This is a genomic window from Pseudomonas sp. B21-009, from assembly GCF_024749345.1.
Taxonomy (GTDB): domain Bacteria; phylum Pseudomonadota; class Gammaproteobacteria; order Pseudomonadales; family Pseudomonadaceae; genus Aquipseudomonas.
In genome coordinates this window covers 56,232-81,034 of sequence record NZ_CP087199.1, presented here as the reverse complement: position 1 = coordinate 81,034, position 24,803 = coordinate 56,232, and the positions used below count along the sequence as shown (strand labels likewise).

At 62.8% G+C, this 24,803-nt stretch carries 26 protein-coding genes; 11 read left to right on the top strand and 15 right to left on the bottom strand.

Features of this window, described 5'->3' with window-relative positions:
* Window positions 1-42: 42 nt before the first annotated feature.
* The 6 genes from LOY34_RS00405 to LOY34_RS00380 all read right to left on the bottom strand — a co-directional run bounded on the left by LOY34_RS00405 (window position 43) and on the right by LOY34_RS00380 (window position 5,524).
* Window positions 43-819 (bottom strand): N-acetylmuramoyl-L-alanine amidase, encoded by a 777-nt coding sequence (locus LOY34_RS00405; protein ID WP_045200653.1) that lies wholly within the window; start codon window positions 817-819, stop codon window positions 43-45.
* Window positions 820-881: 62 nt separating this feature from the next.
* Window positions 882-2,879 (bottom strand): diguanylate cyclase, encoded by a 1,998-nt coding sequence (locus LOY34_RS00400; RefSeq protein ID WP_195885385.1) that lies wholly within the window; start codon window positions 2,877-2,879, stop codon window positions 882-884.
* A 27-nt stretch (window positions 2,880-2,906) separates the two neighbouring features.
* Window positions 2,907-3,761, bottom strand: a complete 855-nt coding sequence (locus LOY34_RS00395) for an endonuclease/exonuclease/phosphatase family protein (RefSeq protein ID WP_258664147.1) — start codon at window positions 3,759-3,761, stop codon at window positions 2,907-2,909.
* Between the two features lie 12 nt (window positions 3,762-3,773).
* On the bottom strand, window positions 3,774-4,403 hold the full coding sequence (gene dsbA, locus LOY34_RS00390) for a thiol:disulfide interchange protein DsbA (protein ID WP_195885384.1): 630 nt from the start codon (window positions 4,401-4,403) through the stop codon (window positions 3,774-3,776).
* A 167-nt stretch (window positions 4,404-4,570) separates the two neighbouring features.
* On the bottom strand, window positions 4,571-5,188 hold the full coding sequence (locus LOY34_RS00385) for a cytochrome c (RefSeq protein WP_045200661.1): 618 nt from the start codon (window positions 5,186-5,188) through the stop codon (window positions 4,571-4,573).
* A gap of 33 nt (window positions 5,189-5,221) precedes the next feature.
* Window positions 5,222-5,524, bottom strand: coding sequence for a cytochrome c5 family protein (locus LOY34_RS00380; RefSeq protein WP_045200664.1), 303 nt, complete (start codon window positions 5,522-5,524; stop codon window positions 5,222-5,224).
* Window positions 5,525-5,717: 193 nt separating this feature from the next.
* Between LOY34_RS00380 and yihA the strand changes: the two genes are divergently transcribed.
* A complete protein-coding gene (yihA, locus tag LOY34_RS00375; RefSeq protein WP_045200667.1) occupies window positions 5,718-6,350 on the top strand; it encodes a ribosome biogenesis GTP-binding protein YihA/YsxC in 633 nt (210 codons plus the stop codon).
* 302 nt (window positions 6,351-6,652) lie between these two features.
* Here yihA and polA read toward each other — a convergent pair whose 3' ends face one another.
* Entirely contained in the window at window positions 6,653-9,415 is a 2,763-nt protein-coding gene (gene polA, locus LOY34_RS00370) for a DNA polymerase I (protein ID WP_195885383.1), read from the bottom strand.
* A 74-nt stretch (window positions 9,416-9,489) separates the two neighbouring features.
* On the opposite strand from polA, the gene LOY34_RS00365 reads away from it, so the two are divergent.
* Both LOY34_RS00365 and LOY34_RS00360 read left to right on the top strand, forming a co-directional pair.
* A complete protein-coding gene (locus LOY34_RS00365; RefSeq protein WP_045200671.1) occupies window positions 9,490-9,780 on the top strand; it encodes a DUF2782 domain-containing protein in 291 nt (96 codons plus the stop codon).
* A gap of 64 nt (window positions 9,781-9,844) precedes the next feature.
* The gene (locus LOY34_RS00360; RefSeq protein ID WP_045200673.1) at window positions 9,845-10,795 is read left to right on the top strand and encodes a homoserine kinase; all 951 of its coding nucleotides are present in this window, start codon (window positions 9,845-9,847) and stop codon (window positions 10,793-10,795) included.
* Window positions 10,796-10,859: 64 nt separating this feature from the next.
* Here the strand turns inward: LOY34_RS00360 and LOY34_RS00355 are convergent, their stop codons facing one another.
* On the bottom strand, window positions 10,860-11,777 hold the full coding sequence (locus tag LOY34_RS00355; RefSeq protein WP_195885382.1) for a zinc ABC transporter substrate-binding protein: 918 nt from the start codon (window positions 11,775-11,777) through the stop codon (window positions 10,860-10,862).
* Window positions 11,778-11,843: 66 nt separating this feature from the next.
* Here LOY34_RS00355 and zur point away from each other — a divergent pair, with 66 nt between their 5' ends.
* From zur to LOY34_RS00335, 4 genes are all read left to right on the top strand, one after another.
* A complete protein-coding gene (gene zur / locus LOY34_RS00350; protein WP_045200675.1) occupies window positions 11,844-12,326 on the top strand; it encodes a zinc uptake transcriptional repressor Zur in 483 nt (160 codons plus the stop codon).
* Window positions 12,326-13,105, top strand: a complete 780-nt coding sequence (gene znuC / locus LOY34_RS00345; protein ID WP_045200677.1) for a zinc ABC transporter ATP-binding protein ZnuC — start codon at window positions 12,326-12,328, stop codon at window positions 13,103-13,105. The genes zur and znuC overlap by 1 nt, the downstream gene beginning before the upstream one ends.
* Window positions 13,098-13,880, top strand: a complete 783-nt coding sequence (gene znuB / locus LOY34_RS00340; protein ID WP_038997827.1) for a zinc ABC transporter permease subunit ZnuB — start codon at window positions 13,098-13,100, stop codon at window positions 13,878-13,880. Before znuC ends, znuB begins: the two co-directional genes overlap by 8 nt.
* A 132-nt stretch (window positions 13,881-14,012) precedes the next feature.
* Window positions 14,013-14,726, top strand: a complete 714-nt coding sequence (locus LOY34_RS00335) for a PA5502 family lipoprotein (protein WP_045200680.1) — start codon at window positions 14,013-14,015, stop codon at window positions 14,724-14,726.
* 37 nt (window positions 14,727-14,763) lie between these two features.
* On the opposite strand, the gene katE is transcribed toward LOY34_RS00335, so the two are convergent.
* Window positions 14,764-16,902: a catalase HPII gene (katE, locus tag LOY34_RS00330; protein ID WP_195885381.1), complete on the bottom strand. Its 2,139-nt coding sequence runs from the start codon at window positions 16,900-16,902 to the stop codon at window positions 14,764-14,766.
* Between the two features lie 231 nt (window positions 16,903-17,133).
* Here katE and LOY34_RS00325 point away from each other — a divergent pair, with 231 nt between their 5' ends.
* The 3 genes from LOY34_RS00325 to LOY34_RS00315 all read left to right on the top strand — a co-directional run bounded on the left by LOY34_RS00325 (window position 17,134) and on the right by LOY34_RS00315 (window position 19,645).
* The gene (locus tag LOY34_RS00325; RefSeq protein ID WP_258664144.1) at window positions 17,134-18,141 is read left to right on the top strand and encodes a methionine ABC transporter ATP-binding protein; all 1,008 of its coding nucleotides are present in this window, start codon (window positions 17,134-17,136) and stop codon (window positions 18,139-18,141) included.
* Entirely contained in the window at window positions 18,141-18,812 is a 672-nt protein-coding gene (locus LOY34_RS00320) for a methionine ABC transporter permease (RefSeq protein ID WP_045200686.1), read from the top strand. The genes LOY34_RS00325 and LOY34_RS00320 overlap by 1 nt, the downstream gene beginning before the upstream one ends.
* A gap of 62 nt (window positions 18,813-18,874) precedes the next feature.
* On the top strand, window positions 18,875-19,645 hold the full coding sequence (locus tag LOY34_RS00315) for a MetQ/NlpA family ABC transporter substrate-binding protein (RefSeq protein ID WP_195885380.1): 771 nt from the start codon (window positions 18,875-18,877) through the stop codon (window positions 19,643-19,645).
* A 79-nt stretch (window positions 19,646-19,724) separates the two neighbouring features.
* On the opposite strand, the gene LOY34_RS00310 is transcribed toward LOY34_RS00315, so the two are convergent.
* The 5 genes from LOY34_RS00310 to LOY34_RS00290 are packed head-to-tail and all read right to left on the bottom strand — an operon-like array spanning window position 19,725 to window position 23,629.
* The gene (locus LOY34_RS00310; protein ID WP_093377622.1) at window positions 19,725-20,357 is read right to left on the bottom strand and encodes an SCO family protein; all 633 of its coding nucleotides are present in this window, start codon (window positions 20,355-20,357) and stop codon (window positions 19,725-19,727) included.
* Entirely contained in the window at window positions 20,354-21,253 is a 900-nt protein-coding gene (cyoE, locus tag LOY34_RS00305; protein WP_195885379.1) for a heme o synthase, read from the bottom strand. The genes LOY34_RS00310 and cyoE overlap by 4 nt, the downstream gene beginning before the upstream one ends.
* Entirely contained in the window at window positions 21,238-22,320 is a 1,083-nt protein-coding gene (locus LOY34_RS00300; protein ID WP_045200695.1) for a heme A synthase, read from the bottom strand. The genes cyoE and LOY34_RS00300 overlap by 16 nt, the downstream gene beginning before the upstream one ends.
* Before the next feature lie 9 nt (window positions 22,321-22,329).
* A complete protein-coding gene (locus tag LOY34_RS00295) occupies window positions 22,330-22,923 on the bottom strand; it encodes a hypothetical protein (protein ID WP_093377627.1) in 594 nt (197 codons plus the stop codon).
* Window positions 22,889-23,629, bottom strand: a complete 741-nt coding sequence (locus tag LOY34_RS00290; RefSeq protein ID WP_195885378.1) for an SURF1 family protein — start codon at window positions 23,627-23,629, stop codon at window positions 22,889-22,891. Before LOY34_RS00290 ends, LOY34_RS00295 begins: the two co-directional genes overlap by 35 nt.
* Window positions 23,630-23,692: 63 nt before the next feature.
* Between LOY34_RS00290 and LOY34_RS00285 the strand changes: the two genes are divergently transcribed.
* Entirely contained in the window at window positions 23,693-23,896 is a 204-nt protein-coding gene (locus LOY34_RS00285) for a twin transmembrane helix small protein (protein WP_045200700.1), read from the top strand.
* Window positions 23,897-23,902: 6 nt separating this feature from the next.
* Here the strand turns inward: LOY34_RS00285 and LOY34_RS00280 are convergent, their stop codons facing one another.
* Window positions 23,903-24,790, bottom strand: coding sequence for a cytochrome c oxidase subunit 3 (locus LOY34_RS00280; RefSeq protein ID WP_195885376.1), 888 nt, complete (start codon window positions 24,788-24,790; stop codon window positions 23,903-23,905).
* Window positions 24,791-24,803: the final 13 nt, after the last annotated feature.

The following is a 24,803-nucleotide window of genomic DNA, read 5'->3' as shown; positions in this document are numbered from 1 at the left end:
CAACTGCCAGTCAAGTCAGCCTGCCCGTTGGGCGGTGGGGGCTCAACGACGGCTGTTGAGCACCTGCAACATGGCCGCCGTCTGGGCATCCGGCACGCCATCGAAACGCTGCGGGCGAAAGCGCATCTGGAAGGCTGCCAGCACGTGCTTGGTGCTGACATCATTCTCGCCGGTTTGCTCGATGGCGTAGCCGAAGCGCTTCAACTGCTGCTGATACCAGCTGATGCTCGGTGGATTGACGCTGAAGTACGCCTGCTGCTGGGCCACGGCCTGGGCATTCGGCCAGACCCCAAGGCCTGCGTCCGCCAGGCGCTTCCAGGGGAACATCGGCCCCGGGTCGAGCTTGCGCAGCGGGGCGATGTCGCTGTGGCCGATGATGTAGCGCGGCTTGATGTTGTTGCGCTTGACGATGTCCTTGAGCAGGACGATCAGCGCCTGGACCTGCGCCTCGGTGTACGGGTGCCAGACCCGCCCGGTCGGCGTGTCGGTATAGCCGGGGTTGACGATCTCGATGCCGATCGAGGTGGAATTGAGCCAGGTGCGGCCATCCCACTGGCTGTCACCGGCGTGCCAGGCCCGGCGGCTCTCGTCCACCAGCTGGTAGACAGTGGCCGGCGAGTCGCCGATCAGGTAGTGGCTGCTGACTTCGCCGTGGGTGAGCAAGTTCAGCGAACGCTCCAGCGAAGCATTGGTGTAATGCAGGACGACGAACTGGATGCGTTCGTCCTGGTTGACCGAAGTATGGCTGCGGTCGATCCGCAAACCGCTGGTGCAACCTGCCAGCGTCAGCAGCAGGAGGGCGGTGAAAAACGCTTTCATGAAGAGGGCACTGTGATGAGAGTCTGCAAAGCGTAAGCTTAACGTATCCTCGCCCTTGCCACTCAGCCCTGTTCGACGCGATTTCGACCAAGATGTTTCGCCCGGTACAGCGCTTCGTCTGCCCGCTTGAGCACCACCTCGCTGCGCTCACCGCTGCGAAACGCGCTGATGCCTATGGACAGGGTAATGGTCACCCGCTCGCCCTTGAAGTGGAATGGGCAGGCTTCGATGGCTGCCCGCAGAGCCTCCGCCAGCTGACAGCCAGCTGGCAGCGAGGTTTGCGGGATCAGCAAAACAAACTCCTCACCACCAAAGCGGGCGATGAAATCCTGGCTGCGCAGGCGCTTGCGCAGCACGCTGGCGACAATTTTCAAAACCTTGTCACCGGCCAGGTGGCCATAGCTGTCGTTGATACGCTTGAAATGGTCGAGGTCGAGGATCGCCATCAACAGATGGCCGCCGCTTTCCTGCCATTGCAGTACTTCCTGATCGACCCGTTCCGACCAGGCGGCGCGGTTGGGCAGCCCGGTGAGCGGATCAATCAGGGCTTTCTGGCGCTGCTCTTCAAGGTGCTCGCGGTAGCCCAGGGCTTCCTGCTCCATGCTCGCCACCCGCTCGGCCAGGCCTTGCAGACGGCTGGCCATGTCCTGCTCGCGCTGGTCACGCTGCTGCTGGTGCTCGTCCATGGTGCCGAGCAAGCCTTCGAGGCGGTTTTCCAGGATGTGCTTGAGGCTGCCCAGGTCGGCCGCTCCCTGTACGCTGCTTTGCAGGCCATCGACCTGCTCGCGCAGCTGGCTGTCGAGGTCGCGGGCTGCCGAGGTGTTGTCGGCGTGGCCTGCGCTGGCTTCGTGCAGGTGGCTCTGGAACGACTCCAGGCGCTCGTTGAGTTGCTGCAGGTAGGCTTCAAACTCGTGCTGGCCGCTGTCGTTGATTGCCAGCATCAGCACCGCCAGGTCATCCAGCACCGGCAGCAGCTCGTACCAGTTCAGGCCGTGCTCCAGGCGCTCGCGCATTGACTGCGCCTGGGCCTTGTGGCGTTCGGGCAGGGTCAGGTCGTCGAGCAGGCCGAGCAGGGTGTCTTCGATATGCGCCGCGACCGAGCTATAGGTGGGCTCGGTGCCGTCGGGCAGGGCGAACTGGGCCTCTTCGTCATCTACCGGCTCTGCTTCTGCCAGGTCAGCCTGCGGCTCGTCCGGGCTGTGCTCGAGCAAGGCCAGTACATCCTGCTCGGAGTCCAGTGTGACCGGCTCGGGTAGCGCTGGCAGTTCAACTTCAGCTGCTGGCTCGATTGGCAGCTCGGCAACCGGCTCAGGCTCGGATGTACCTTCAAACTGCGGCTGCGCGCTGGCTTGGGGCTCCACGGCTGCAGACTCATACGCCTCGGCAACGACCTCTGCAGCAACCGGCAAGGGCTGCAGCTCATCAACATCGACAGCGGCGGGTTCGGGCGCCACGGCCACGGGCTGTTCTCTGACCTCAGTTGCCGCCGGTACCGCAACGGCGAGAGCCGGTTGCAGGGCTTCTTCCGGCTCGCCGTCGCGATTACCGAACAGGCGCTGCAACAAACCCGGGCGTTGCGCTTCTTCAGGCCGCTCCAGCGCCGACAGCGCCTGGCCCTGCAAGCCGCTCAACTCTCCCAGCAGCAGGGGCATCTCGCGCGACTGGCTGGCGCGGGCCTCGACCTGCTTGGCGAACTTTTTCAGCGGCCGGCTGACGTCGCTGGGCAAGGGCAGGGTTTGCAGTTGGCTGACCAGTGAGGTGAGGGCGGTGGTGACCTGGGCGATTCGGGTTTCCCGGCGCTGCTCGGAATCGAGCACGGCCTTTTCCAGGCGCGGGATCAAGCCGGCGAGGGCGGCGTCCATGTTGTCGGTGCGGATCACCTCGCGCATTTCCTTCATGCACTGGTCCACCGCGCGGTCACTGCCTTCGGCGGCCAGCGTGCTGCGCACAAGGCCACGGCGCAACAGGTCGAGACGAGCCTCCCAACGGCGCTCCAGCTTCTCTTGCTGTTCGATACTCTTGAGGTATTTTTCTTTCCAGCGCTGGGCTTCGTCGGTCATGCCTGGGTCCGCAGAGGGTAATGGCAATTAGCTCAAAGCGGGCAGCGTATCCACAGCAAGGGCATCAGGCAAACGAATCTCAACCGCGACCGGTAGATGATCGGAAATAGGCTGGGCCAGAACCTCGACCCGCTCCAGGGTCAGGCTCGGGCTGAGCAGAATATGATCAAGGCAGCGTTGCGGCCGCCAACTGGGGAAGGTGGCTTGAACCTGGGGCGCGATCAGGCCCAGGTCGCGCAGCGGCGAGTGCTCTAGCAGGTCGGTGGCATGGGTGTTCATGTCGCCCATCAAAACCTGATGGCGGTAGCCGCCGATCAGTTCGCGAATGTAGGCAAGCTGCCGGGCGCGGGTCTTGGACCCCAGGGCCAGGTGCATCATTACCACCACCAGGGCGTCTTCACCCTCGCCGAAACGCACCAGGATCGCCCCGCGGCCAGCCGGGCCGGGTAGCGGGTGGTCTTCAAGCAGTTGCGGCTTCAGGCGGCTGAGCACACCGTTGCTGTGCTGGGCCAGGCGTCCGAGGTTGCGGTTGAGCTGCTGGTACCAGTAAGGGAAGGCGCCGAGCTGGGCCAGGTGCTCGACCTGATTGACGTAGCCTGAGCGCAGGCTGCCGCCATCGGCCTCTTGCAGGGCAACCAGGTCGAAGTCGGCGAGCAGGTCGCCGATCTTTTGCAGGTTGCCGGCCCGCCCGGTGTGCGGCAGCAGATGCTGCCAGCCACGGGTCAGGTAATGGCGGTAACGCTCGGTGCTGATGCCGACCTGGATGTTGAAACTGAGCAGCCGCAGCCGGCCGTCCTCTGGCAGGCCGTTAGCCTGCAGGTGATGTTGATTGACCTGCGGATCACACAGGCCAACGCCTCGCTCGGTTCTCCAGCGGCGCATGGCTGGCGCCGCTTACTTAGCGGCGCGCTCCTTGTCGATGAGGTAGTCAGCAACGTTCAGCACGCCTTCCGGTCCCTTGGCGCTGCCCAGGTCAAAGCGATACTTGCCGTTGACGACCATGCTCGGAACGCCGGTGATCCCGTACTTCTTCGCCAGGTCCTTGGCCTGCTTCACCTGGCCCTTGATGGCAAAAGAGTTGAAGGTGGCGAGGAACTTGGCGCGATCAACGCCTTGGGTTTCGAGGAAGTCAGCCATCTCTTCCGGCTTGGTCAGGCGCTTGCGCTGAACCTGGATCGCCTCGAACACGGCAGCATGAACCTTGTGTTCGACACCCATGGCTTCGAGAGTCAGGAACATCTGCCCGTGAGCATCCCAAGGGCCGCCGAACATGGCCGGAATGCGCTTGAAGTTGACGTCTTTCGGCAGCTTCTCGACCCACGGGTTGACCACTGGCTCGAAGCTGTAGCAGTGCGGGCAGCCATACCAGAACAGCTCGACCACCTCGATTTTGCCAGGGACCGACACCGGAACCGGGTTGCTCAGCTCGGTATACTGGTCGAAGGCTACCGGTTCGGCGGCCAGGGCAGTCATGCCGAAGAGGCTGGCGGTGACCAGCGCGGCGCCGAGAATCAGATTACGCATGCTTTACTCCTGAGCAGTCTATTGAGTCGCCTTGGCGCGACCGGTCGTAGGACAGGCCGAGGCTGGCCCGAGTTCGTTAGTGTAACGGCAGCGGGCACAAAAAAGGGCGGCCGAAGCCACCCTTTTCATCTTTGCGCCGCAGTATTAACCCAGCGTTAAAGCACGGATCAATGCAGACCCTGGATGTAGCTGGACAGTGCTTCGATGTCCTTGTTGCTCAGCTTGGCGGCAATGGTGCGCATGGTCGTGGCATCGCCATCGTTGGTGCGGTTGCCTTCGCGGAAGTCGGTCAGCTGCTTGGCTACGTAGCTGGAGTGCTGGCCACCCAGGTGCGGGAAACCGGCCAGGGCGATGCCTGCGCCGTTAGGCGAATGGCAGCCGGTGCAGGCCGGCAGGCCTTTTTCGACGTCGCCGCCATTGAACAGCGCGCGACCGCGCTCGACCAGCTTCGGATCAGCCGCGCCAACGCTGCCTTTCTGGCTGGAGAAGTAGGCGGCGATGTCGGCCAGGTCCTGGTCGCTGAAGGCGGCCAGCATGCCGGTCATTTCCAGCACGGTGCGCTTGCCCGACTTGATGTCGTGCAATTGTTTTTCCAGGTACTTCTCACCCTGGCCTGCAAGTTTCGGGAAGTTCGGCGCCAGGCTATTGCCGTCCGGATTGTGACAAGCGCCACATACAGCAGTTTTGGCCTGACCAGCAGCGGCATCCCCTTTGATAGGCTCTGCGGCATTGGCTGCACCGGTGATGCCCAAGGTCAACAGCAGACTCACGAGTAGTTTGTTCATCAGCTAATCCAACTACGGCTAAGGGTGAAAGAGTTATGTATCGGGACTCCGGCTCATCCACTGGATGATCGCCTGGTAGTCCTCGGCACTGCAGTCCATGCACAATCCACGCATTGGCATAGCCTTGAAACCCTGGGTGACATGCACCACCAGTATCTCCATACCCTTCGCCAGTCTTGGCTCCCAAGCCGCACGATCACCCGCTTTCGGTGCCTGTGGCAGCTGCCCGGCGTGACAAGCCGCACACGTGCGGTTGTACAACGCCTCGGGATCCTGTGTAGCCTGAGCGCTGAATAACGGTATCAAGACACCGACAACAAGCAGCCATTTCGTCATGCGAACGACCTTTCAGGGTTGGGGGCTGCACTGCGTTCTAATGCGCAAGCTTGAATCCGATGCCCCCGTGCACATCCTCCTACGCTGGGATAATGCGCACACAAAATCTGGGGCATTATATACTCCCGTTACTGAAACGGAAACGACACCGCTTGCCGAGCCCGCCTCTGGCAACGCCCACACCGGATATCCCATGCAAGTCAAAAACCCCATCCTCGGCCTCTGCCAACAGGCCAAATTCGCCATCAGTGCTGCCAAGGTCGACCAGTGTCCGCCCGACCAGGGCTATGAAGTGGCCTTTGCCGGCCGCTCCAACGCTGGCAAGTCCAGTGCCCTGAACACCCTGACCCACGCCAGCCTGGCGCGCACCTCGAAAACCCCGGGGCGCACCCAGCTGTTGAACTTCTTCAGTCTGGACGATGAACGGCGTTTGGTCGACTTGCCGGGCTACGGTTATGCCAAGGTGCCGATCCCGCTCAAGCAGCACTGGCAGCGCCACCTGGAGGCCTACCTGGGCAGCCGCGAGGCCTTGAAGGGCTTGATCTTGATGATGGACGTGCGCCATCCGATGACCGACTTCGACATGATGATGCTCGACTGGTCGCGCGCTTCGGGCATGCCGATGCATATCCTGCTGACCAAGGCCGACAAACTGACCTTCGGCGCGGCCAAGAACACCCTGCTCAAGGTGCAGGCGGAAATTCGCAAAGGCTGGGGCGACAGCGTCTCGATCCAGCTGTTCTCGGCGCCCAAGCGCCAGGGCCTGGAAGAGGCTTACGGCGTTTTGGCACGCTGGATGGAACTGGCGGACAAGCCCGCAGAATAAGGGCCGCCCGGCAAACGCCGGGCAAAAAAAACCCCGGACTTCGTATGGGGAGGGGGAAGTTCGGGGTCCAAGTTCCGGACCGCTAGGGCGGGGTCCAGATATCTGCCAACACTTAACACAACATAGGAGCATCGAAGGGCTTCACCAGCCATTCAGTTACTCTGAGTCGCGGTTCACCGGTTTAGTTCCTGACGTTTAAAAACTATTTGCGATAGATGGGAAATTTCCGGCGCTAATGGCATCAGGCCAGCTAAAAAGCCGCGACGATATGCCGCAGCTTTTCCCCGAATTTCAGCGCATTTTTAGTGCGCTTCGTCCCAATTTGACCCCACACCGACCTCAACCAGCAGCGGAACGTCCAACTGCGCGGCACCGCTCATGTGTGGACGAATTTGCTCGCGCACTTGCTCGATCAGGTCTTCGCGCACCTCCAGCACCAATTCGTCGTGCACCTGGAGGATCACCCGGGCATCCAGCCCCGAATCGCTCAGCCAGTTATCCACAGCGACCATCGCGCGCTTGATGATGTCGGCTGCCGTGCCCTGCATCGGCGCGTTGATCGCCGTGCGCTCGGCACCTTTGCGCAGGGCCGGGTTCTTGGCGTTGATCTCCGGCAGGTACAGGCGCCGGCCAAACAGGGTTTCGACATACCCTTGCTCGGCAGCCTGGGCGCGGGTGCGCTCCATGTAGGCCAGCACGCCCGGGTAACGGGCGAAGTAACGATCGATGTAGGCTTGGGACTGTTTGCGGTCGACGCCGATCTGCTTGGCCAGGCCAAAGGCGCTCATGCCGTAGATCAGGCCGAAGTTGATGGCCTTGGCGCTACGGCGCTGATCAGTAGTGACCTGCTCCAGCTCGACGCCGAAGACCTCGGCAGCAGTAGCGCGGTGCACGTCCAGGTCGTTGCGAAACGCGTGCAGCAGGCCTTCGTCCTGGGCCAGGTGGGCCATGATCCGCAGTTCGATCTGCGAATAGTCCGCCGCCAGCAGTTTGTAGCCCGGCGCAGCGACGAAGGCCTGGCGAATACGCCGGCCTTCGGCGGTACGGATCGGGATGTTCTGCAGGTTCGGGTCGCTGGACGACAGGCGCCCGGTGGCCGCCACCGCCTGGTGGTAGGAGGTGTGGATACGCCCGGTGCGCGGGTTGATCTGCTCCGGCAGGCGGTCGGTGTAAGTGCTCTTGAGCTTGCTCAGGGAGCGGTACTGCATCAGCACCTTGGGCAGCGGGAAGTCCATGTCGGCCAGTTCCGCCAGCACCGCTTCGGCAGTGGAAGCCTGGCCCTTGGCGGTCTTGTTGAGCACCGGCATGCCGAGCTTGTCGTAGAGGATCACACCAAGCTGCTTGGGCGAACCGAGGTTGAATTCTTCGCCAGCGATTTCGAAGGCCTGGCGCTCCAGCTCGGCCATTTTCTCGCCCAGCTCGATGCTCTGCACGCCCAGCAGCTTGGCATCGACCAGCGCACCCTGGCGCTCGATCTTGGCCAGCACCGGCACCAGCGGCATTTCGATGTCGGTCAGTACCGACTGCAGGCTTGGAATGCTCGCCAGCTTCTGCTGCAGGGTCTGATGCAGGCGCAGGGTGACATCAGCGTCTTCGGCGGCATAGGGGCCGGCCTGTTCCAGGCTGATCTGATCGAAGGTCAGTTGCTTGGCACCTTTGCCGGCGATGTCGGTAAAGCCGATGGTGGTGTGGTTCAGGTACTTGAGCGCCAGGCTGTCCATGTCGTGACGGGTGGCGGTGGAGTCAAGCACGTAGGACTCGAGCATGGTGTCGTAGGCCACGCCCTGCATCTGGATGCCATTGGCAATGTCGCCACCGATGGCGCAGTTGGCCAGGATGTTCATGTCGTACTTGGCGTTCTGCGCCACCTTGACCTTGCCCGGGTCTTCCAGCAGCGGCTTGAGCGCCAGCAGCACGCTGTCGCGGTCAAGCTGCTCGGGCACGCCCATGTAGGAGTGGGTCAGCGGCACATAAGCGCCTTCATGGGCCTGGACCGCGAACGACACACCGACCAGTTGCGCCTGCTGGGCATCGAGGCCGGTAGTTTCGGTGTCGAAGGCAAACAGCGGCGCCTGGCGCAGCTTCTCCAGCCAGGCATCGAAACGGGCCTGGTCGAGGATGGTTTCGTACTGGGCCTCGACCACTTCCTGCGGCGCTTCGACCACCACTTCCTGGCCGGCGCGCTTGGCATCGCGCTGAACTTCGTCGACCCAGCTCTTGAACTCCATCTCGGTGTACAGCGCCAGTAGTGCGTCACGATCAGGCTCGCCGCACACCAGCGCATCGACTTCGACGTCCAGTGGCACGTCGATCTTGATGGTGGCCAGCTCGTAGGACAGGAACGCCGCGTCGCGGTGTTCTTCTAGCTTGGCCGGCAGGGTCTTGGCGCCGCGAATGGCCAGGGTCGGCACCTTGTCGAGATTCTGGTACAGGTCGCTCAGGCCGCCACCGATACCGGTCAGCAGGCCCACCGCGGTCTTTTCACCCACGCCCGGCACGCCTGGGATGTTGTCGACCTTGTCGCCCATCAGGGCGAGGAAGTCGATGATGTGTTCAGGACCGACGCCGAATTTCTCGTGCACGCCAGCGACGTCGAGCACGGTACCGGTCATGGTGTTGACCAGCGTAATGTGGCCGTCGACCAGCTGGGCCATGTCCTTGTCGCCGGTGGAGATGATCACCGGGCGCCCGGCCGCGGCGCTGCTGCGCGCCAGGGTGCCGATCACGTCGTCGGCTTCTACGCCTTCGACGCACAGCAGCGGATAGCCCAGGGCGCGTACGCTGGCGTGCAGCGGCTCGATCTGCACGCGCAGGTCGTCGGGCATGCTCGGCCGGTTGGCTTTGTATTCGGCGAACATTTCGTCGCGGAAAGTGCCGCCCTTGGCGTCGAAGACCACCGCGAACAGGCTGTCCGGATACTGCTTGCGCAGGCTCTTGAGCATGTTCAGCACGCCCTTGACCGCGCCGGTCGGCAGGCCCTTGGAGGTAGTCAGTGGTGGCAGCGCGTGAAAGGCGCGGTACAGGTACGAGGAACCGTCCACCAGGACGAGGGGAGCTTGGCTCATGTGCAGAATCAACCTTTTCGACGGGCCCGGCGCTAGAATGTCCGGAACATTGACGACAAAGGGACAAGGTTATCATGCGTACACTAAATCGCCTGTTGCTGCTCAGCCTGTTGGCAGTCACTCCGGTCGTCGCCGTGGCAGCGGATGACGCGCCATCGGCTGATCCAGAGGTAACCATTCGCACGGAAGGCGACAAAACCATCCAGGAATACCGGCAAAATGGCTTCCTGTATGCAATCAAGGTGACGCCCAAAGGCGGCAAACCTTATTTCCTGGTACGTGCCGATGGCTCGGACGGCAATTTCGTCCGCTCCGACCAGCCGGACATGCTGATCCCGTCGTGGAAAATCTTCGAGTGGAAGTAGGCCGTACCCTTTACATCAACCTGGCACTTCCCTGCTGAAGTGCCCGTATGGGCAATTTTTGATCATGTCAGTCTTCACCCCCCTGACCCGGCCTGAGCTGGAAACCTTTCTGGCGCCGTACGGCCTGGGCCGCCTGCGGGACTTCCAGGGCATTGCCGCCGGTACCGAGAACAGCAACTTCTTTGTCAGTCTGGAACAGGGCGAGTACGTGCTGACGCTGGTCGAACGCGGGCCGATCCAGGACCTGCCGTTCTTCATCGAACTGCTCGACGTACTGCATGAGGCCGACCTGCCGGTGCCCTACGCCTTGCGTGGCAACGACGGCGTAGCCCTGCGCGAACTGGCCGGCAAACCTGCGCTGCTGCAACCACGGCTGCCGGGCAAGCACATCAAGAGCGCCAATAATCAGCACTGCGTACAGGTTGGCGAACTGCTCGGGCACCTGCACCTGGCCACCCGCGACAAGGTCCTGGAACGCAAGACCGACCGCGGCCTGGACTGGATGCTGGAAACCGGCGCCGAACTGATGCCGCGCCTGAACGCCGAACAACGCCAGTTGCTGCAGGCGTGCCTGGACGAAGTTGTCGAGCACAAGGCGCAGATCATGGCCCTGCCGCGGGCCAACCTGCATGCCGACCTGTTCCGCGACAACGTGCTGTTCGAAGGCACCCACCTGACCGGCCTGATCGACTTCTACAACGCCTGCTCGGGGCCGATGCTCTACGACCTGGCGATTACCCTGAACGACTGGTGCTGCGACGACGCCGGCATCATCGACGGCCCACGGGCGCGGGCGTTGCTCGGCGCTTATGCAGCGCTGCGACCGTTCACCTCGGCCGAGGCCAACCTGTGGCCGGTGATGCTGCGCATTGCCTGCGTGCGCTTCTGGCTGTCGCGCCTGATTGCCGCCGAATCATTTGCCGGGATGGACGTGCTGATTCACGACCCGGCCGACTTCGAAGTACGCCTGGCGGCGCGCCAGCAGGTAGAGATAGCGTTGCCGTTCGCGCTGTGAAACATCGCGGGGCAAGCCCGCTCCTACAATAGGTTGGAGCGGGCTTGCCCCTGCGATCGGGGCGTCACAACTTCTCCAGGCACCCCGCCAGATCATTCCCCAGCGTCTCCAGCAACTGCTCGTAGCCCTGGGCACTGGCCGGCACCGTACCACCCAGCGCGTCCAGCTCCGCCAGGGTCACCGGCAGCCCCGCCGTCAGCGTCTCAGCCAAACGTGGGCGCAGTGGCGGCTCGCTGAACACACAGGTCTTGCCCACTTCCTGCAGGCGTTTGCGCATCGCCGCCACGTGTTGGGCACCCGGCTGCACTTCGGCGGCCACGCTGAACACCCCGGTGTGTTTCAGACCATAGGCCGACTCGAAGTAGTCAAATGCCTCGTGAAAAACGAAGAACGGTTTGCCGCTGACACCGCTCAAGCGCTTTTTCAGGCGCCCATCCAGCGCATCCAGACGCTCGCCGAAGGCCTTGAGGTTGCTCTGGTAGCGCGCGGTATTGGCCGGGTCGGCAGCGCTAAGGTCAGCGGCCATCTTGGCGGCGATCACCCGGGCGTTGACCGACGACAGCCAGAGGTGGGCATCGAGACTGCCGGGGCGGTGATCATGGTCATGATCGTCGCCATCTTCGTCGTGCGAGTGGCTATCTTCGCCAAAATGGCGCAGGTGCAGGCCGGGCAGTGCCTGCACGGCAACACTTGGCTTGCTGCGGCCTTTGAGCACACGCGGCAGAAAGCCCTCCATATCCGGGCCGATCCAGTACAGCAGGTCGACGTCGGTCACCCGCCGTACGTCGGAAGGACGCAGGGCGTAATGGTGCGGCGAGGCGCCTGGCGGCAGCAGCACTTCAGGCGTACCGACGCCGTCCTGAACCGCCGCAGCGATCTGTTGCAGGGGCTTGATGCTGGTCAGCACACGCACTTCGGCCTGTGCCTGGGCCATCACCAGAGTGGCGATAAAAGCGACAAAAAGGGCAAAAATTCGGGACACGATGACCACTCACAGGGGCTGAAACAGGTAACATAATAACGTCTCTAATCAGAACCGTCGCCGCTCATGCCTAAAACCCCGCTGGCCAACCGCCCCCACGACCACTCCCATTGCGTACACAGCGCCCTGGCCGAGGCCGATGCGCTGTGCGCACGCCAGGGTGTGCGCCTGACCGCTTTGCGCCGCCGCGTGCTGGAGCTGGTGTGGCAGAGCCACAAGCCGCTGGGCGCCTACGACATCCTCGCCGTGCTGAGCGAGCAGGACGGTCGCCGGGCCGCGCCGCCGACCGTGTACCGGGCGCTGGATTTCCTCCTGGAAAACAGCCTGGTGCACCGCATTGCCTCGCTCAACGCCTTTATCGGCTGCAGCCACCCCGAGCACGCGCACCAGGGCCAGTTCCTGATTTGCCGCGAATGCCACGTGGCCATCGAGCTTGAGCAGCGCAGCATCAGCGACGCCATCGTCGCCAGCGCCAAAGACGTCGGCTTCAGCGTCGAAGCACAAACGGTCGAAGTGGTCGGCCTGTGCAGCAACTGCCGGAGCGCCTGATGAGCAATGCGCTGATTCGCCTCGAGCAGGTGGGCGTGAGCTTCGCCGGCCAAGCGGTGCTCGACAGCATCGACCTGGCCGTGGAACCGGGGCAGATCGTCACCCTGATCGGCCCCAACGGCGCCGGCAAGACCACCTTGGTACGCGCCGTGCTCGGCCTGCTCAAGCCGCATACCGGTACGGTCTGGCGCAAGCCGCGGCTGCGCATCGGCTACATGCCGCAAAAGCTTCAGGTCGATGCCACCTTGCCGCTTTCGGTACTGCGCTTCTTGCGCCTGGTGCCCGGTGTTGATCGCGCCGCAGCGTTGTCGGCACTCATGGAAGTCGGCGCCGAAAAGGTCATCGACAGCCCGATCCAGGGGATTTCCGGCGGCGAGATGCAGCGCGTGCTGCTGGCCCGCGCACTGCTGCGCGAGCCCGAGCTGCTGGTGCTCGATGAGCCGGTGCAGGGCGTCGACGTCGCCGGCCAGTCCGAGCTGTACAGCCTGATCACCCGTCTGCGCGACCGCCATGGCTGCGGCGTGCTGATGGTTTCCCACGACCTGCATCTGGTCATGAGCACCACCGACCAGGTGGTCTGCCTCAACCGTCATGTCTGCTGCTCCGGCCACCCCGAGCAGGTCAGCGGCGACCCGGCGTTCGTCGAGCTGTTCGGCAGCAACGCGCCGAGCCTGGCGATCTATCACCACCATCACGACCACGCCCACGACCTGCACGGCTCGGTGGTTGCCCCGGCCAAAGGCGGCCACGTTCATGGAGATCACTGCAAGCATGGCTGATTTTCTGCTTTACGCCCTGCTCGCAGGTTTGGCCCTGGCACTGGTCGCCGGCCCTCTGGGATCCTTCGTGGTCTGGCGGCGCATGGCCTATTTTGGCGACACCCTGTCCCACGCTGCGTTGCTCGGCGTCGCCCTGGGTTTCGTGCTGGATGTCAGCCCGGCGCTGGCGGTGACTGTCGGCTGCCTGTTGCTGGCGATCTTGCTGGTGACCTTGCAACAACGCCAGCCGCTGGCCTCCGACACTCTGCTGGGGATTCTGGCACCGAGCACGCTTTCCCTTGGCCTGGTGGTGCTGAGCTTCATGCACGATGTGCGCATCGACCTGATGGCCTACCTGTTCGGCGACCTGCTGGCGATCAGCCCGGGGGATCTGGCCTGGATTCTCGGCGGCAGCGCTGCGGTGCTGCTGTTGCTGGTGGTGCTGTGGCGCCCGCTATTGGCAGTCACCGTGCACGAAGAGCTGGCCATGGTCGAAGGCTTGCCGGTTGCCGCGCTGCGCCTGGCGCTGATGCTGCTGATCGCGGTGGTGATTGCCGTGGCGATGAAGATCGTCGGCGTCCTGCTGATTACCTCGCTATTGATTATTCCCGCCGCTGCGGCGCAACGTCACGCCCGCTCGCCGGAACAAATGGCCCTGGGCGCCAGCCTGCTGGGGGTTACCGCGGTGTGCGGCGGCCTGGCGTTGTCGTGGTTCAAGGACACGCCGGCCGGGCCGTCCATCGTGGTCTGCGCCGCAGTGCTATTCTTGCTGAGCCTGGCACTGCCCCGGCGCTGAAGACGTGGGGTGCAGCCAAAGCGGTTGCACCCTGCGACATTTAAAAACGCGCGGGGTCCTGAAGAGTTATTTTCGAGTCTGCGGACTGGGTGTAGACTTGCTCGCTTTTTGCGCAAATAGAGAGTCGCAGGAATGAAGCCGTTCGCCTCCCGTTATCTGCTCCTTGCCGCGTTTTCACTGATCCTCGCCGCGTGCTCCAGCACCCCGGCCGACAACGCTGCCGTGCCTGCCCAGCCTGATGCCTGGCAGCAGTTGGAGCAAAGCATCGCCAGCAGCGAGCTGGCCACTGCCGAAGATCAACTCGCCACCCTGCAAAGCCAGGCGCCGAATGACAGCCGGATCGAGCAGTACCAGCGTCAATTGGCCGAAGCCTATCTGCAACGCAGCCAGATCGTCCTGCAAAAGGGCGATGTGAACGCGGCGGCCACCGCCCTGGCCCGCGCCCGTGCGCTGATGCCCAAGGCGCCGGCGCTGACGGGCGGCGTTAACGGTGCTATCGCCCAGGCGCGCAAGGCCGAGCTCGATAAAGCCGAGGCCGCCCTGAAAGCCGCCGAAGCCCGCCCTGCCGCCAAGCTGATTGACCCGACCGCGCCAAGCACCGTGGTTGCGTTGAAAACCACCAATATTCGCGAAATGCGCAAGCAACTCGATGACATCGCCAGTGATGTGATCAATTACCAGTGCGATGTGGTGTTCCAGGTGCCGCGCAAGCAGGATGCACCCTGGCTGCAAACCTTGCTGGGCAAACGCGTTAAAAAACTCGACGGTGATTTTGCCTTGCAGCAAAGCCACGAGATTCACCGCAACCAACCTGCCCAAGCGGTGCTGATCCCACGCCGCCCATGACGAAACAGGGTGCCCTGATGGGCACCCTGTTTGGGCATCACGCCGGAATGGCTTTCGCCGCGGCCTCACGCTCCCACACCCGATGCTTGCTGATTGCAGTGATGAAGGCCTTGTAGGCTTTGTCATCATTGCCCAGCAGCAAGCCGCTGTCGGCCTTGAGCCCCAGCTTGTCGAGCACGGCTTGCGCCTCGCTGGCCAGGCCAATCGGCTTGAGGTGCTTGTAGGCTTCAAGCAGAAAGTGCAGCGCCACGCCGTCACCGGCCAGGGCCTGAAGCGAAGCCTTGCCGCCCGGCACCCAGGCCGCATCGAAGATCACCGACGGCATGCCTTCCATCGAGGCATCCACGGCCAGCGCCTTGCCCTGGGCGGTTTTTACCGGCGCCGAACTCGGGCCAAGGATCTTGATCTGCGCGCTCTCGGCTTCCAGCGCCTTGACCAGGCTATCGACACTGTCGCCATCCACGCCATCAGCCACCAGCACTGCAACCTTGCGGCCCTTGATGCCTTCGCCGAGCAGGTTCATCTGGCTCAGCGCCGGTGACTCCTTGAGGCTGGTTTGGGGCACATCCACCGTACCTTTCTTCGGCGCCGGCAGGCCAAGGTTGGCAGCCAACCGCGCCGCCAGCTTAAGATCGATGTTGGCAAGAATTTCATTGACCTCACGGGCGCGGATGTACTCCCGCTCAACTTTGCCCAGTTCGAAGCTGTAGGCGCTGATGATGTGCTCCTGCTCGGTCGGGCTCATGCTCTGGAAGAACAATCGCGCTTGGGAGAAATGGTCGGCGAACGACGGGCTGCGCTGGCGCACTTTGTGCGCCTCGATGCGCTCCGGATACGACTCGAAACCACCATCGCTGGCTGCCGGCGCAGTCTCCTTGGGCCAGCCACCGTCGATCGAGTTGGGCTCGTAAGAGGCACGGCCCTTGTCCAGCGTGGTGCGGTGCTGCGCATCGCGCTGGCCGTTGTGGTTAGGGGCTAGCGGACGGTTAATCGGGATCTCGTGAAAGTTCGGCCCGCCTAGCCGGCTGATTTGGGTATCGGTGTAGGAAAACAACCGGCCCTGCAGCAGCGGGTCGTTGGAGAAGTCGATGCCGGGGACGATATGCCCAGGGCAGAAGGCAACCTGTTCGGTTTCAGCAAAGAAATTGTCCGGGTTGCGGTTAAGCACCATCTTGCCCAGCGGCGTCACCGGTACCAGCTCTTCGGGGATGATCTTGGTTGGGTCGAGCAAGTCGAAGTCGAACTTGTGCTCGTCTTCTTCGGCGACGATCTGCACGCCGAACTCCCATTCCGGGTAATTACCGGTTTCAATCGCTTCCCACAGATCGCGGCGGTGGTAATCGGTGTCTTTGCCCGCCAGCTTCTGCGCTTCGTCCCACAACAGCGAACACACGCCGGCCTTGGGCTTCCAGTGGAATTTGACGAAGCTCGATTTGCCCTCGGCATTGATCAGGCGAAAGGTATGCACGCCGAAGCCCTGCATGGTCCGCAGGCTTTTAGGAATGGCGCGGTCGGACATCGCCCAGATCACCATGTGCGCCGACTCCGGCACCAGCGAGACGAAGTCCCAGAAGGTGTCGTGGGCCGAGCCGCCGGTGGGCATTTCGTTGTGCGGTTCAGGTTTTACTGCATGGACGAAGTCGGGGAACTTGATCGCATCCTGGATGAAAAACACTGGCATGTTATTGCCGACCAGGTCGAAGTTGCCTTCGTCGGTGAAGAACTTCACGGCAAAACCGCGCACATCGCGCACGGTATCACCCGAGCCACGCGGGCCCTGAACGGTGGAAAAGCGCACGAACACCGGGGTGATTTTCTCCGGGTCCTGGAGAAAACCGGCCTTGGTCAGCGCGGCATGCGATTCATAGGCCTGGAAGTAGCCATGAGCCCCAGTACCGCGGGCATGGACGATGCGCTCGGGGATGCGCTCATGGTCAAAATGCGTGATCTTTTCACGCATGATGAAGTCTTCCAGCAGCGACGGGCCACGGTCACCGGCTTTCAGGGTGTTCTGGTTGTCGGCAACCTTGACCCCCTGGTTGGTGCGCAGCGCCTGGCCGGTGGCGTCACTGCGAAATGTTTCCAGGCTTTGCAGCTTGGCGTTGGTATTGGCGCGGTCCGGGGTCTGGGTACCGGCGAGTTGGCTTTCCTTGGGTGGGTTCTTCTTGCTGGGCATCAGTGTGCTCTCCTCACTCAATCAGTCCTACGGTTCGACCCCACGGCGGGCGCTATTCAGTAGTGACTGATGGCCCCTGCAGGCGTTCCTTCGGATTGACCACTGATCGCGTTATTCCAGTAGCATTGGTCAATTGCGAAATAAATGCTAAGAACCTCTATACGAACAGGCTAAAATGCGCGCCCGGCTAACCGCTGACCCCATTCCCATGCGCCCCACAAGGTTCGCTACGTGATCGAGTTTCAAAATGTTCATAAAACCTACCGCGTAGCCGGTAGGGATATCCCCGCACTGCACCCGACCAACCTGAGCGTCGAAGACGGCCAGGTGTTCGGGCTGATCGGCCATTCCGGCGCCGGTAAAAGTACCCTGCTGCGCCTGATCAACCGCCTTGAAGCGCCAAGCGGCGGCAAGATCATCGTCGACGGCGAAGACGTCACTGGGTTCAACGCCAACGATCTTCGTCGATTCCGCCAGCAAGTCGGGATGATCTTCCAGCACTTCAACCTGCTGGCCTCCAAGACCGTTGCCGATAACGTAGCCTTGCCGCTGACCCTGGCCGGCGAGCTGTCACGCAAGGAAATCGACACCCGCGTCAACGAGTTGCTGGCCCGCGTCGGCCTGGTCGATCACGCGAAAAAATACCCGGCACAGCTTTCCGGCGGCCAGAAGCAGCGCGTCGGCATCGCCCGCGCCCTGGCCACCAAGCCGAAGATCCTGCTGTGTGACGAAGCCACCAGCGCCCTCGACCCGCAGACCACCGCCTCGGTGTTGCAACTGCTGGCCGAGATCAACCGCGAACTGAAGCTGACCATCGTGCTGATCACCCACGAAATGGACGTGATCCGCCGGGTCTGCGACCGCGTGGCGGTGATGGATGCCGGGCAGATTGTCGAGCACGGCCCGGTGGCCGATGTATTCCTGCACCCGCAGCACCCGACCACCAAGCGCTTCGTCCAGGAAGACGAGCAGATCGACGAAAACGAACAGCGCGACGACTTCGCCCATGTGCCAGGACGCATCGTGCGCCTGACCTTCCAGGGCGATTCGACCTACGCGCCGCTGCTGGGCACCGTCGCCCGGGAAACCGGTGTGGACTACAGCATCCTCGCTGGCCGCATCGATCGCATCAAGGACACCCCGTATGGGCAGCTGACCCTGGCCGTCACTGGCGGCGACATGGAAGCGGCGTTCGCCCGCTTCACTGCGGCTGATGTTCATATGGAGGTACTGCGTTGATGGACGCCTTGAGTTTCTTTGCCAATGTCGACTGGGCCGAAATCTGGCTGGCTACCATCGACACCATGATCATGCTGTTCGGCTCGCTGTTCTTCACCGTGCTGCTCGGCCTGCCGCTGGGCGTGTTGCTGTTTCTTTGCGGCCCGCGCCAGCTGTTCGAACAGAAGGGCGTGTACGCGCTGCTGTCGCTGGTGGTAAACGTCCTGCGCTCGCTGCCGTTCATCATCCTGCTGATCGTGATGATTCCGTTCACCGTGCTGATCACCGGCACCTCGCTGGGCGTCGCCGGGGCCATCCCGCCCCTGGTGGTCGGAGCCACGCCGTTCTTCGCACGCCTGGTGGAAACCGCGCTGCGTGAAGTCGACCGCGGCATCATCGAAGCCACCCAGTCGATGGGCGCCACCACCCGCCAGATCATCACCAATGCCTTGCTGCCCGAGGCCCGTCCGGGCATCTTCGCGGCCATTACCGTCACCGCCATTACCCTGGTGTCGTACACCGCGATGGCCGGTGTGGTGGGCGCTGGCGGCCTCGGTGACCTGGCGATCCGCTTCGGTTACCAACGTTTCCAGACCGACGTAATGGTGGTCACCGTGGTCCTGCTGCTGGTACTGGTTCAAGTCCTGCAGAGCGTGGGCGACAAACTGGTTGTGCATTTTTCCCGTAAGTAACCCCATGGGTCGGCACTGCCGACGCACCGGGGGCCGGACTGGCCCTCACAAGGAGTGATTTGATGAAAAAGCTGCTTGCTGTTGTCGCCGCCGTCGCGGCCTTCTCGGCCCAGGCCGAGACCCTGACCGTCGCCGCCACCCCGGTGCCGCACGCCGAGATCCTCGAGTTCGTCAAACCGGCCCTGGCCAAAGAAGGCGTGGACTTGAAGGTGAAGGTGTTCACCGACTACATCCAGCCGAACGTGCAAGTGGCCGAGAAGCGCCTGGACGCCAACTTCTTCCAGCACCAGCCGTACCTGGATGAGTTCAACAAGGCCAAGGGCACCCATCTGGTCAGCGTTGCCGGCGTGCACCTGGAGCCGCTGGGCGCCTACTCGAGCAAGTACAAGAAGCTCGACGAGCTGCCATCGACCGCTACCGTGGTCATCCCCAACGACGCCACCAACGGCGGTCGCGCCTTGCTGCTGCTGGACAAGGCCGGTGTGATCAAGCTCAAAGACAACAGCAACATCCTCTCGAGCGTCAAAGACATCGTTGAGAACCCTAAGAACCTGAAGTTCCGTGAACTGGAAGCGGCAACCATCCCGCGGGTGCTGACCCAGGTCGACCTGGCGCTGATCAACACCAACTACGCGCTGGAAGCCAAGCTCAGCCCTGAGAAGGACGCACTGGTCATCGAAGGCAGCGATTCGCCTTACGTGAACATCCTGGTTGCCCGCCCGGACAACAAGGACTCGGAAGACATGAAGAAGCTGGCGGCTGCGCTGCACTCGCCTGAGGTGAAGAAGTTCATCGAAGAGAAGTACAAGGGCGCGGTAAAGCCGGCGTTCTGATTCAAAGACCTATCGCGGGTCAAGCCAACTCTCACAGGTCAGGTGATCTCTGTGGGAGCGGGCTTGACCCGGGATGCTTTTAGTCGCGCTTAACCAGCCCAGGCAACTGCGCAACCAGCTTCTGGTTGTTGAACGGCGCGCGGATAAACCCGCGCTGCTTGCCGTCCGGCCCCAGCAACGCCAGGTTGCCGCTGTGATCGACCGTGTAGTTCGGCTTGCTGGTATCGGCAGGAATGAACGGAATGCTCACCGCATTGGCCAGCTTCTGGATGTTTTCCAGCGAGCCGGTCACCCCGCGAAAATCCTTGTCGAAATAACCCAGGTACTGCTTCAGCTGTGCCGGGGTGTCGCGGTTCGGGTCGACGCTGACCAACACCACCTGCAAACGCTCAACAGCCTCTTTGGGCAGCTCGCTTTTAACCTGGCGCAGCTGGGCGAGGGTGGTCGGGCAGATGTCCGGGCAGAAGGTGTAGCCGAAGAACAGCAGCGACCACTTGCCCTTGAGCTCGTCCATCACCACAGGCTGGCCCTGCTCGTCGGTCATTTGCACGGCAGGCACGGTGCGGCTCTGCGGCAGCAGGATGATGCCAGCATCGATCAGCTCGGTCGGGTTGCCTTCGCTGCGGCCATTGAGCACCTTGTTGACGGTAAGCCCGAGGATCACGGCGACCAGGGCAACGAGAATAAAGACGGTTTTCTGGGTTCGAGTCATAGGTTCAACAGTAGGTAGTGGTCAACAAGCAGCGCGATGAACAGCAGCAACAGGTACCAGATAGAGTACTTGAAGGTCTTGATCGCCGCGTGCGGCCGACTGCCACGGTACAACACCCAGGCCCACTGCAGGAAGCGCCCGCCCAGGGCCAGGGCGCAGGCCAGGTATAACGGCCCGCTCATGTGGATGGCGTAGGGCAACAGGCTGACCGCCAGCAACACCAGGGTGTACAGGAGGATATGCACCTTGGTGTAGTGCTCGCCGTGGGTCACCGGCAGCATCGGAATATCAGCCTTGGCGTACTCTTGCTTGCGGTGAATGGCCAGGGCCCAGAAGTGCGGCGGGGTCCAGGCGAAGATGATCAGCACCAGCAGCAATGGCTCGGCGCTGATGTGCCCGCTGATCGCCACCCAGCCCAGCAACGGCGGCGCAGCGCCGGCCAGGCCGCCGATAACGATGTTCTGCGGCGTGGCGCGCTTGAGAAAGCCGGTGTAGATCACCGCGTAGCCGAGCAGCGAGGCCAGGGTCAGCCAGGCGGTCAGGGCGTTGGTGAACACCAGCAGCAATGCCATGCCCAGGGTCGCCAGCAGCAGGGCAAAGGTCAGCGCCGCCGCCGGTGCCACGCGGCCCTCGGCAATCGGGCGTTTATGGGTACGCGCCATCAAGGCATCGATGCGCCGGTCGACCACATGGTTGACCACTGCCGCACCACCGGCGCAACAGGCAATGCCCAGGTTGCCGAACAGCAGGATGGTCCACGGCACCCCGGCACGGGTGGCGAGGAACATGCCGACCAGCGAGGTGATCAGCATCAGCACCACCACCTTGGGTTTGGTCAGTTCGAGGTAATCGCGCCAGCCTGCCTGCAGCCTGCGCTCGCTCAGAAGCGTCGCCATGAATTATCTCCCAGATAATGAACGACTCCGCCGCTCGCCAGCGGGGTCAGGCGCCAGCCCTGGCTGACCCGGCGGACCTTGGCCTGGGCAACCAGGCGAATGCGGTAATTGACCAGCACCATGCTCAGCAACAGCAGCGCGCCACCGGCGTTATGCGCCACGGCCACGGCCAGCGGCAGATGGAACAGCACGTTGCTGATGCCCAGGCTCACCTGCAGCGCCAGCGCCGCCAATACCAACCCGGCCAGCCGGCTCAAACCATGCCGGTGCAGCTTCCAGCTCAAGACCAGCATGACCGCCGTCACCAGCAAAGCGCCCAGGCGGTGACTCATATGGATCGCCGTGCGCGCGTCACTGTCGAGCTGGCCACCGAGGTAATTGGGGCCGATATGCTGGGTCAGGTGGAAGCCGTTGGCGAAGTCTGCCTGCGGCCACCACTGGCCATGGCAGGTCGGCAGGTCGATGCAGGCCACTGCCGCGTAGTTGGCGCTGACCCAACCGCCCAGGGCGATCTGGCCGATCACCACCAGCAAGCCCAGCGCCGCCACCCGGCGCACGCTCAAAGGCAGCTTGGGCAATGGCGCAAAGGCCCGTGACAGGCGCAGGCTGAGCAAAAACAACAGGCTCAAGGTGGCAAAGCCGCCCAATAGATGTGCCGTGACCACCTGCGGCCACAGCTTGAGAGTCACCGTCCACATGCCGAAAGCCGCCTGGGCGAACACCACGCCAAGCAACAACAGCGGCAGGCGATAGGGCTGGCCGTCGCGGCCATGGCGGCGCCAGGCCTGCAGGGCGAGCAGGGTGATCACCAGGGCCAGGGTGCCGGCAAAGTAGCGATGGACCATTTCGTTGCGGCCTTTGTGCGCTTCCACCGGAGTGTCGGGAAAGTGCAACTCGGCGTGGGCCAGCTGTGCTTCAGTTTTGGGCACGCTGATAAAGCCATAGCAGCCGGGCCAGTCAGGGCAGCCCAGGCCGGCATGGGTCAGACGGGTGTAGGCACCGAGCAACACGACAACCAGTGCCAGCAGGGTGGCGAAGACGGCGAGGCGAAATCCAGGTCTGGCCATGGCAATGTCCTACCCGATATTGGACAGCTTCAGCAGGTGGCGCAGGTCATTGAGCAAGTCCTTGCCCTTGACCCTGGCGTCGTAGCGCAGCACCAGGTTGCCGTGCGGGTCGACGATCCACAGCTGGGCATCCTGTTTGCCCTGGCTGAGCGCGCCATAGCGCGACAGGTCCAGGGGGTAGCGTTGCAGTTGCGGGTACTCGCGCTCGAGCTTGGCCTGGTAGTCCGCCGTCAGTGGCTGGGCGGTGGCCAGGGCATGGCTGGCACGGCTGGCATCGCGGCCCAGGCCGATCTGGATCTGCCGGGCCAGGTACACCAACTGTTGGCAGTCCAGCCCGCACTCTTTGGGCGTGCTCACCAGCAGTTGCCAGCGTCCTTCCTCAGCGCTGACGCCAAGGTCGGCGAGGGTCTGGCCGTTGCCAATCATTTCGCCGTGGTAGCTGCGGCTGTCGGGCACCCAGAATTTGAGTTTGTACATGCTGGTGGCGAGGATCATCGGGCCGAGGACCACCAGCAGGATCAGCAGCAGTTGCAGGCGCCCACGCGCACGATTGCGCGGTTGCCTGCCCTCAGACATGTTGAGTGGACTTGTGGCGGCTCCCATGCTGTTTCTCCTTGTTGTTATGCCAGCCGAAGTAGAGGTAGAGCAGCACCAGGGCCAACGCCAGGGCAAACCACTGCACGGCGTAACCCAGGTGTTTTTCCGGGCCCAAGGCGACCACCGGCCAGTCCAGCCGGTAGCTGGCCGGGCCCGGTTCCAGGCGTAACTCATGGGCAAAACCTTCGCGGCCCAGTTGCGGCCACAGTGCACCGGCGTCAATCGCCGTGATCAGCCGCGGCCAGCTGCCGCCTTGCGGGTCGGCATGTAGCTGGAAGGTGGTGCCCGGGGCGACATACACCGAGGCGTCCAGGCTCAAGGCTTGCTCAGGGGTGCTGAACTGCACCGGGATGCGCCGGTCCGGCCACGGCAGCCAGCCGCGATTGATCAACAGCCACAGGCCGCTGGCCTGGTCGAGAAAGGGTTGCAGCAGCTCGACGCCAACCTGGCCATCGCGCATGCGGTTATCCAGTAACAAGCTGTGCTGGCTATCGAACTGGCCGTACAGGTGCACCCGGCGATAGGCCGGATCGGCGATCTGCAGCAACTGCGTGCTGCCCACCGCGTCGCCGGCACTGCGTTCGGCATACACCTGCAGCAGCTGGCGCTTCTGCTCGGCGCGTGCCAGCTGCCAGCAGCCCAGTGCGATCAATCCCGGCAGCAGCAGGAGCACCACCAGGGTCGGCACGATGCCGGGGCGAAAGCGCTTCACCGGGCCCTCGAAAGGTCAGTCGCTATACTTGTACTCATCACTGCATCCCCCCGGAGTTTCGCCATGCTCAAAGCCGCGATTGTCCTGATGCTGTTGGCGACCATCGCCAGCCTGTTCAGCGGCCTGTTCTTTCTGGTCAAGGACGACGGACAGTCGACTCGCCTGCTCAAAGCCCTGACTATTCGTGTCACCCTGGCCGCCTTGACCCTAGCCCTGGTGACCTGGGGTTTCTACAGCGGCCAGTTGGTTTCTCACGCGCCGTTCTGAACCCGGCTACAGCACGTAAACGAAGATAAACAGCCCCACCCAGACCACATCGACGAAGTGCCAGTACCAGCTGGCCGCCTCGAAACCGAAGTGTTTGTCGGCGTTGAAATGCCCGCGCAGGATGCGCACCAGCATCACGATCAGAATCAGGGTGCCCATGGTCACGTGGGCGCCGTGGAACCCGGTGAGCATGAAGAAGGTTGCGCCATAGATACCCGAACCCAGGGTCAGCCCCAGTTCGGTATAGGCTTCGTGATACTCGTAGGCCTGCAGCACCAGGAACGACAAGCCAAGGAGGATGGTCAGCGCCAGCCAGGCCTTGAGTGGCCCGCGATGGTTCTTGCGCAAGGCATGGTGGGCGATGGTGATGGTGACGCTGGAGCTGACCAGCAAAATGGTGTTGATCAGCGGCAAGTGCCAGGGGTCGATGATGTCTTTGGGCGGCGGAAACAGTTTCGGGTCTGGCGTGTGCAGTAGCGGCCAGGAGAACTCGAAGTTCGGCCACAGCATGTGCGCCACGCCCTTGGCGCCATCGCCCCCAAGCCAGGGCCCGGCCAGGTTGCGCACGTAGAACAGCGCGCCAAAGAAGGCGATGAAAAACATCACCTCGGAAAAGATGAACCACGACATGCCCCAGCGGAACGAGCGGTCCAACTGCGGACTGTAGAGCCCGGCGCGGCTTTCCTTGACCACCGCGCCGAACCAGCCGAACAACATGTAGGCCAGGCACAAGGCACCGAAGAAAAAGATCCACGGCCCGTGGGACTCCGGCCGCCCGGCCTTGAGGTCGTTGAACCAGGTGCCGAGGCCGAACACAGTGATGAACATGCCGACCGTGGCAATGATCGGCCACTTGCTTTGCGCCGGTACGTAATAGTGCTCATGGGAAGCCATCGTGGTGTTCTCC

Excerpts from the sequence above, each read along its gene's own strand:
- LOY34_RS00405 (WP_045200653.1), bottom strand. The coding sequence starts at position 819 with ATGAAAGCGTTTTTCACCGCCCTCCTGCTGCTGACGCTGGCAGGTTGC.
- LOY34_RS00400 (WP_195885385.1), bottom strand. The coding sequence starts at position 2,879 with ATGACCGACGAAGCCCAGCGCTGGAAAGAAAAATACCTCAAGAGTATC.
- LOY34_RS00395 (WP_258664147.1), bottom strand. The coding sequence starts at position 3,761 with ATGCGCCGCTGGAGAACCGAGCGAGGCGTTGGCCTGTGTGATCCGCAG.
- dsbA (WP_195885384.1), bottom strand. The coding sequence starts at position 4,403 with ATGCGTAATCTGATTCTCGGCGCCGCGCTGGTCACCGCCAGCCTCTTC.
- LOY34_RS00385 (WP_045200661.1), bottom strand. The coding sequence starts at position 5,188 with ATGAACAAACTACTCGTGAGTCTGCTGTTGACCTTGGGCATCACCGGT.
- LOY34_RS00380 (WP_045200664.1), bottom strand. The coding sequence starts at position 5,524 with ATGACGAAATGGCTGCTTGTTGTCGGTGTCTTGATACCGTTATTCAGC.
- yihA (WP_045200667.1), top strand. The coding sequence starts at position 5,718 with ATGCAAGTCAAAAACCCCATCCTCGGCCTCTGCCAACAGGCCAAATTC.
- polA (WP_195885383.1), bottom strand. The coding sequence starts at position 9,415 with ATGAGCCAAGCTCCCCTCGTCCTGGTGGACGGTTCCTCGTACCTGTAC.
- LOY34_RS00365 (WP_045200671.1), top strand. The coding sequence starts at position 9,490 with ATGCGTACACTAAATCGCCTGTTGCTGCTCAGCCTGTTGGCAGTCACT.
- LOY34_RS00360 (WP_045200673.1), top strand. The coding sequence starts at position 9,845 with ATGTCAGTCTTCACCCCCCTGACCCGGCCTGAGCTGGAAACCTTTCTG.
- zur (WP_045200675.1), top strand. The coding sequence starts at position 11,844 with ATGCCTAAAACCCCGCTGGCCAACCGCCCCCACGACCACTCCCATTGC.
- znuC (WP_045200677.1), top strand. The coding sequence starts at position 12,326 with ATGAGCAATGCGCTGATTCGCCTCGAGCAGGTGGGCGTGAGCTTCGCC.
- znuB (WP_038997827.1), top strand. The coding sequence starts at position 13,098 with ATGGCTGATTTTCTGCTTTACGCCCTGCTCGCAGGTTTGGCCCTGGCA.
- LOY34_RS00335 (WP_045200680.1), top strand. The coding sequence starts at position 14,013 with ATGAAGCCGTTCGCCTCCCGTTATCTGCTCCTTGCCGCGTTTTCACTG.
- katE (WP_195885381.1), bottom strand. The coding sequence starts at position 16,902 with ATGCCCAGCAAGAAGAACCCACCCAAGGAAAGCCAACTCGCCGGTACC.
- LOY34_RS00320 (WP_045200686.1), top strand. The coding sequence starts at position 18,141 with ATGGACGCCTTGAGTTTCTTTGCCAATGTCGACTGGGCCGAAATCTGG.
- LOY34_RS00315 (WP_195885380.1), top strand. The coding sequence starts at position 18,875 with ATGAAAAAGCTGCTTGCTGTTGTCGCCGCCGTCGCGGCCTTCTCGGCC.
- LOY34_RS00310 (WP_093377622.1), bottom strand. The coding sequence starts at position 20,357 with ATGACTCGAACCCAGAAAACCGTCTTTATTCTCGTTGCCCTGGTCGCC.
- cyoE (WP_195885379.1), bottom strand. The coding sequence starts at position 21,253 with ATGGCGACGCTTCTGAGCGAGCGCAGGCTGCAGGCAGGCTGGCGCGAT.
- LOY34_RS00300 (WP_045200695.1), bottom strand. The coding sequence starts at position 22,320 with ATGGCCAGACCTGGATTTCGCCTCGCCGTCTTCGCCACCCTGCTGGCA.
- LOY34_RS00295 (WP_093377627.1), bottom strand. The coding sequence starts at position 22,923 with ATGGGAGCCGCCACAAGTCCACTCAACATGTCTGAGGGCAGGCAACCG.
- LOY34_RS00285 (WP_045200700.1), top strand. The coding sequence starts at position 23,693 with ATGCTCAAAGCCGCGATTGTCCTGATGCTGTTGGCGACCATCGCCAGC.
- LOY34_RS00280 (WP_195885376.1), bottom strand. The coding sequence starts at position 24,790 with ATGGCTTCCCATGAGCACTATTACGTACCGGCGCAAAGCAAGTGGCCG.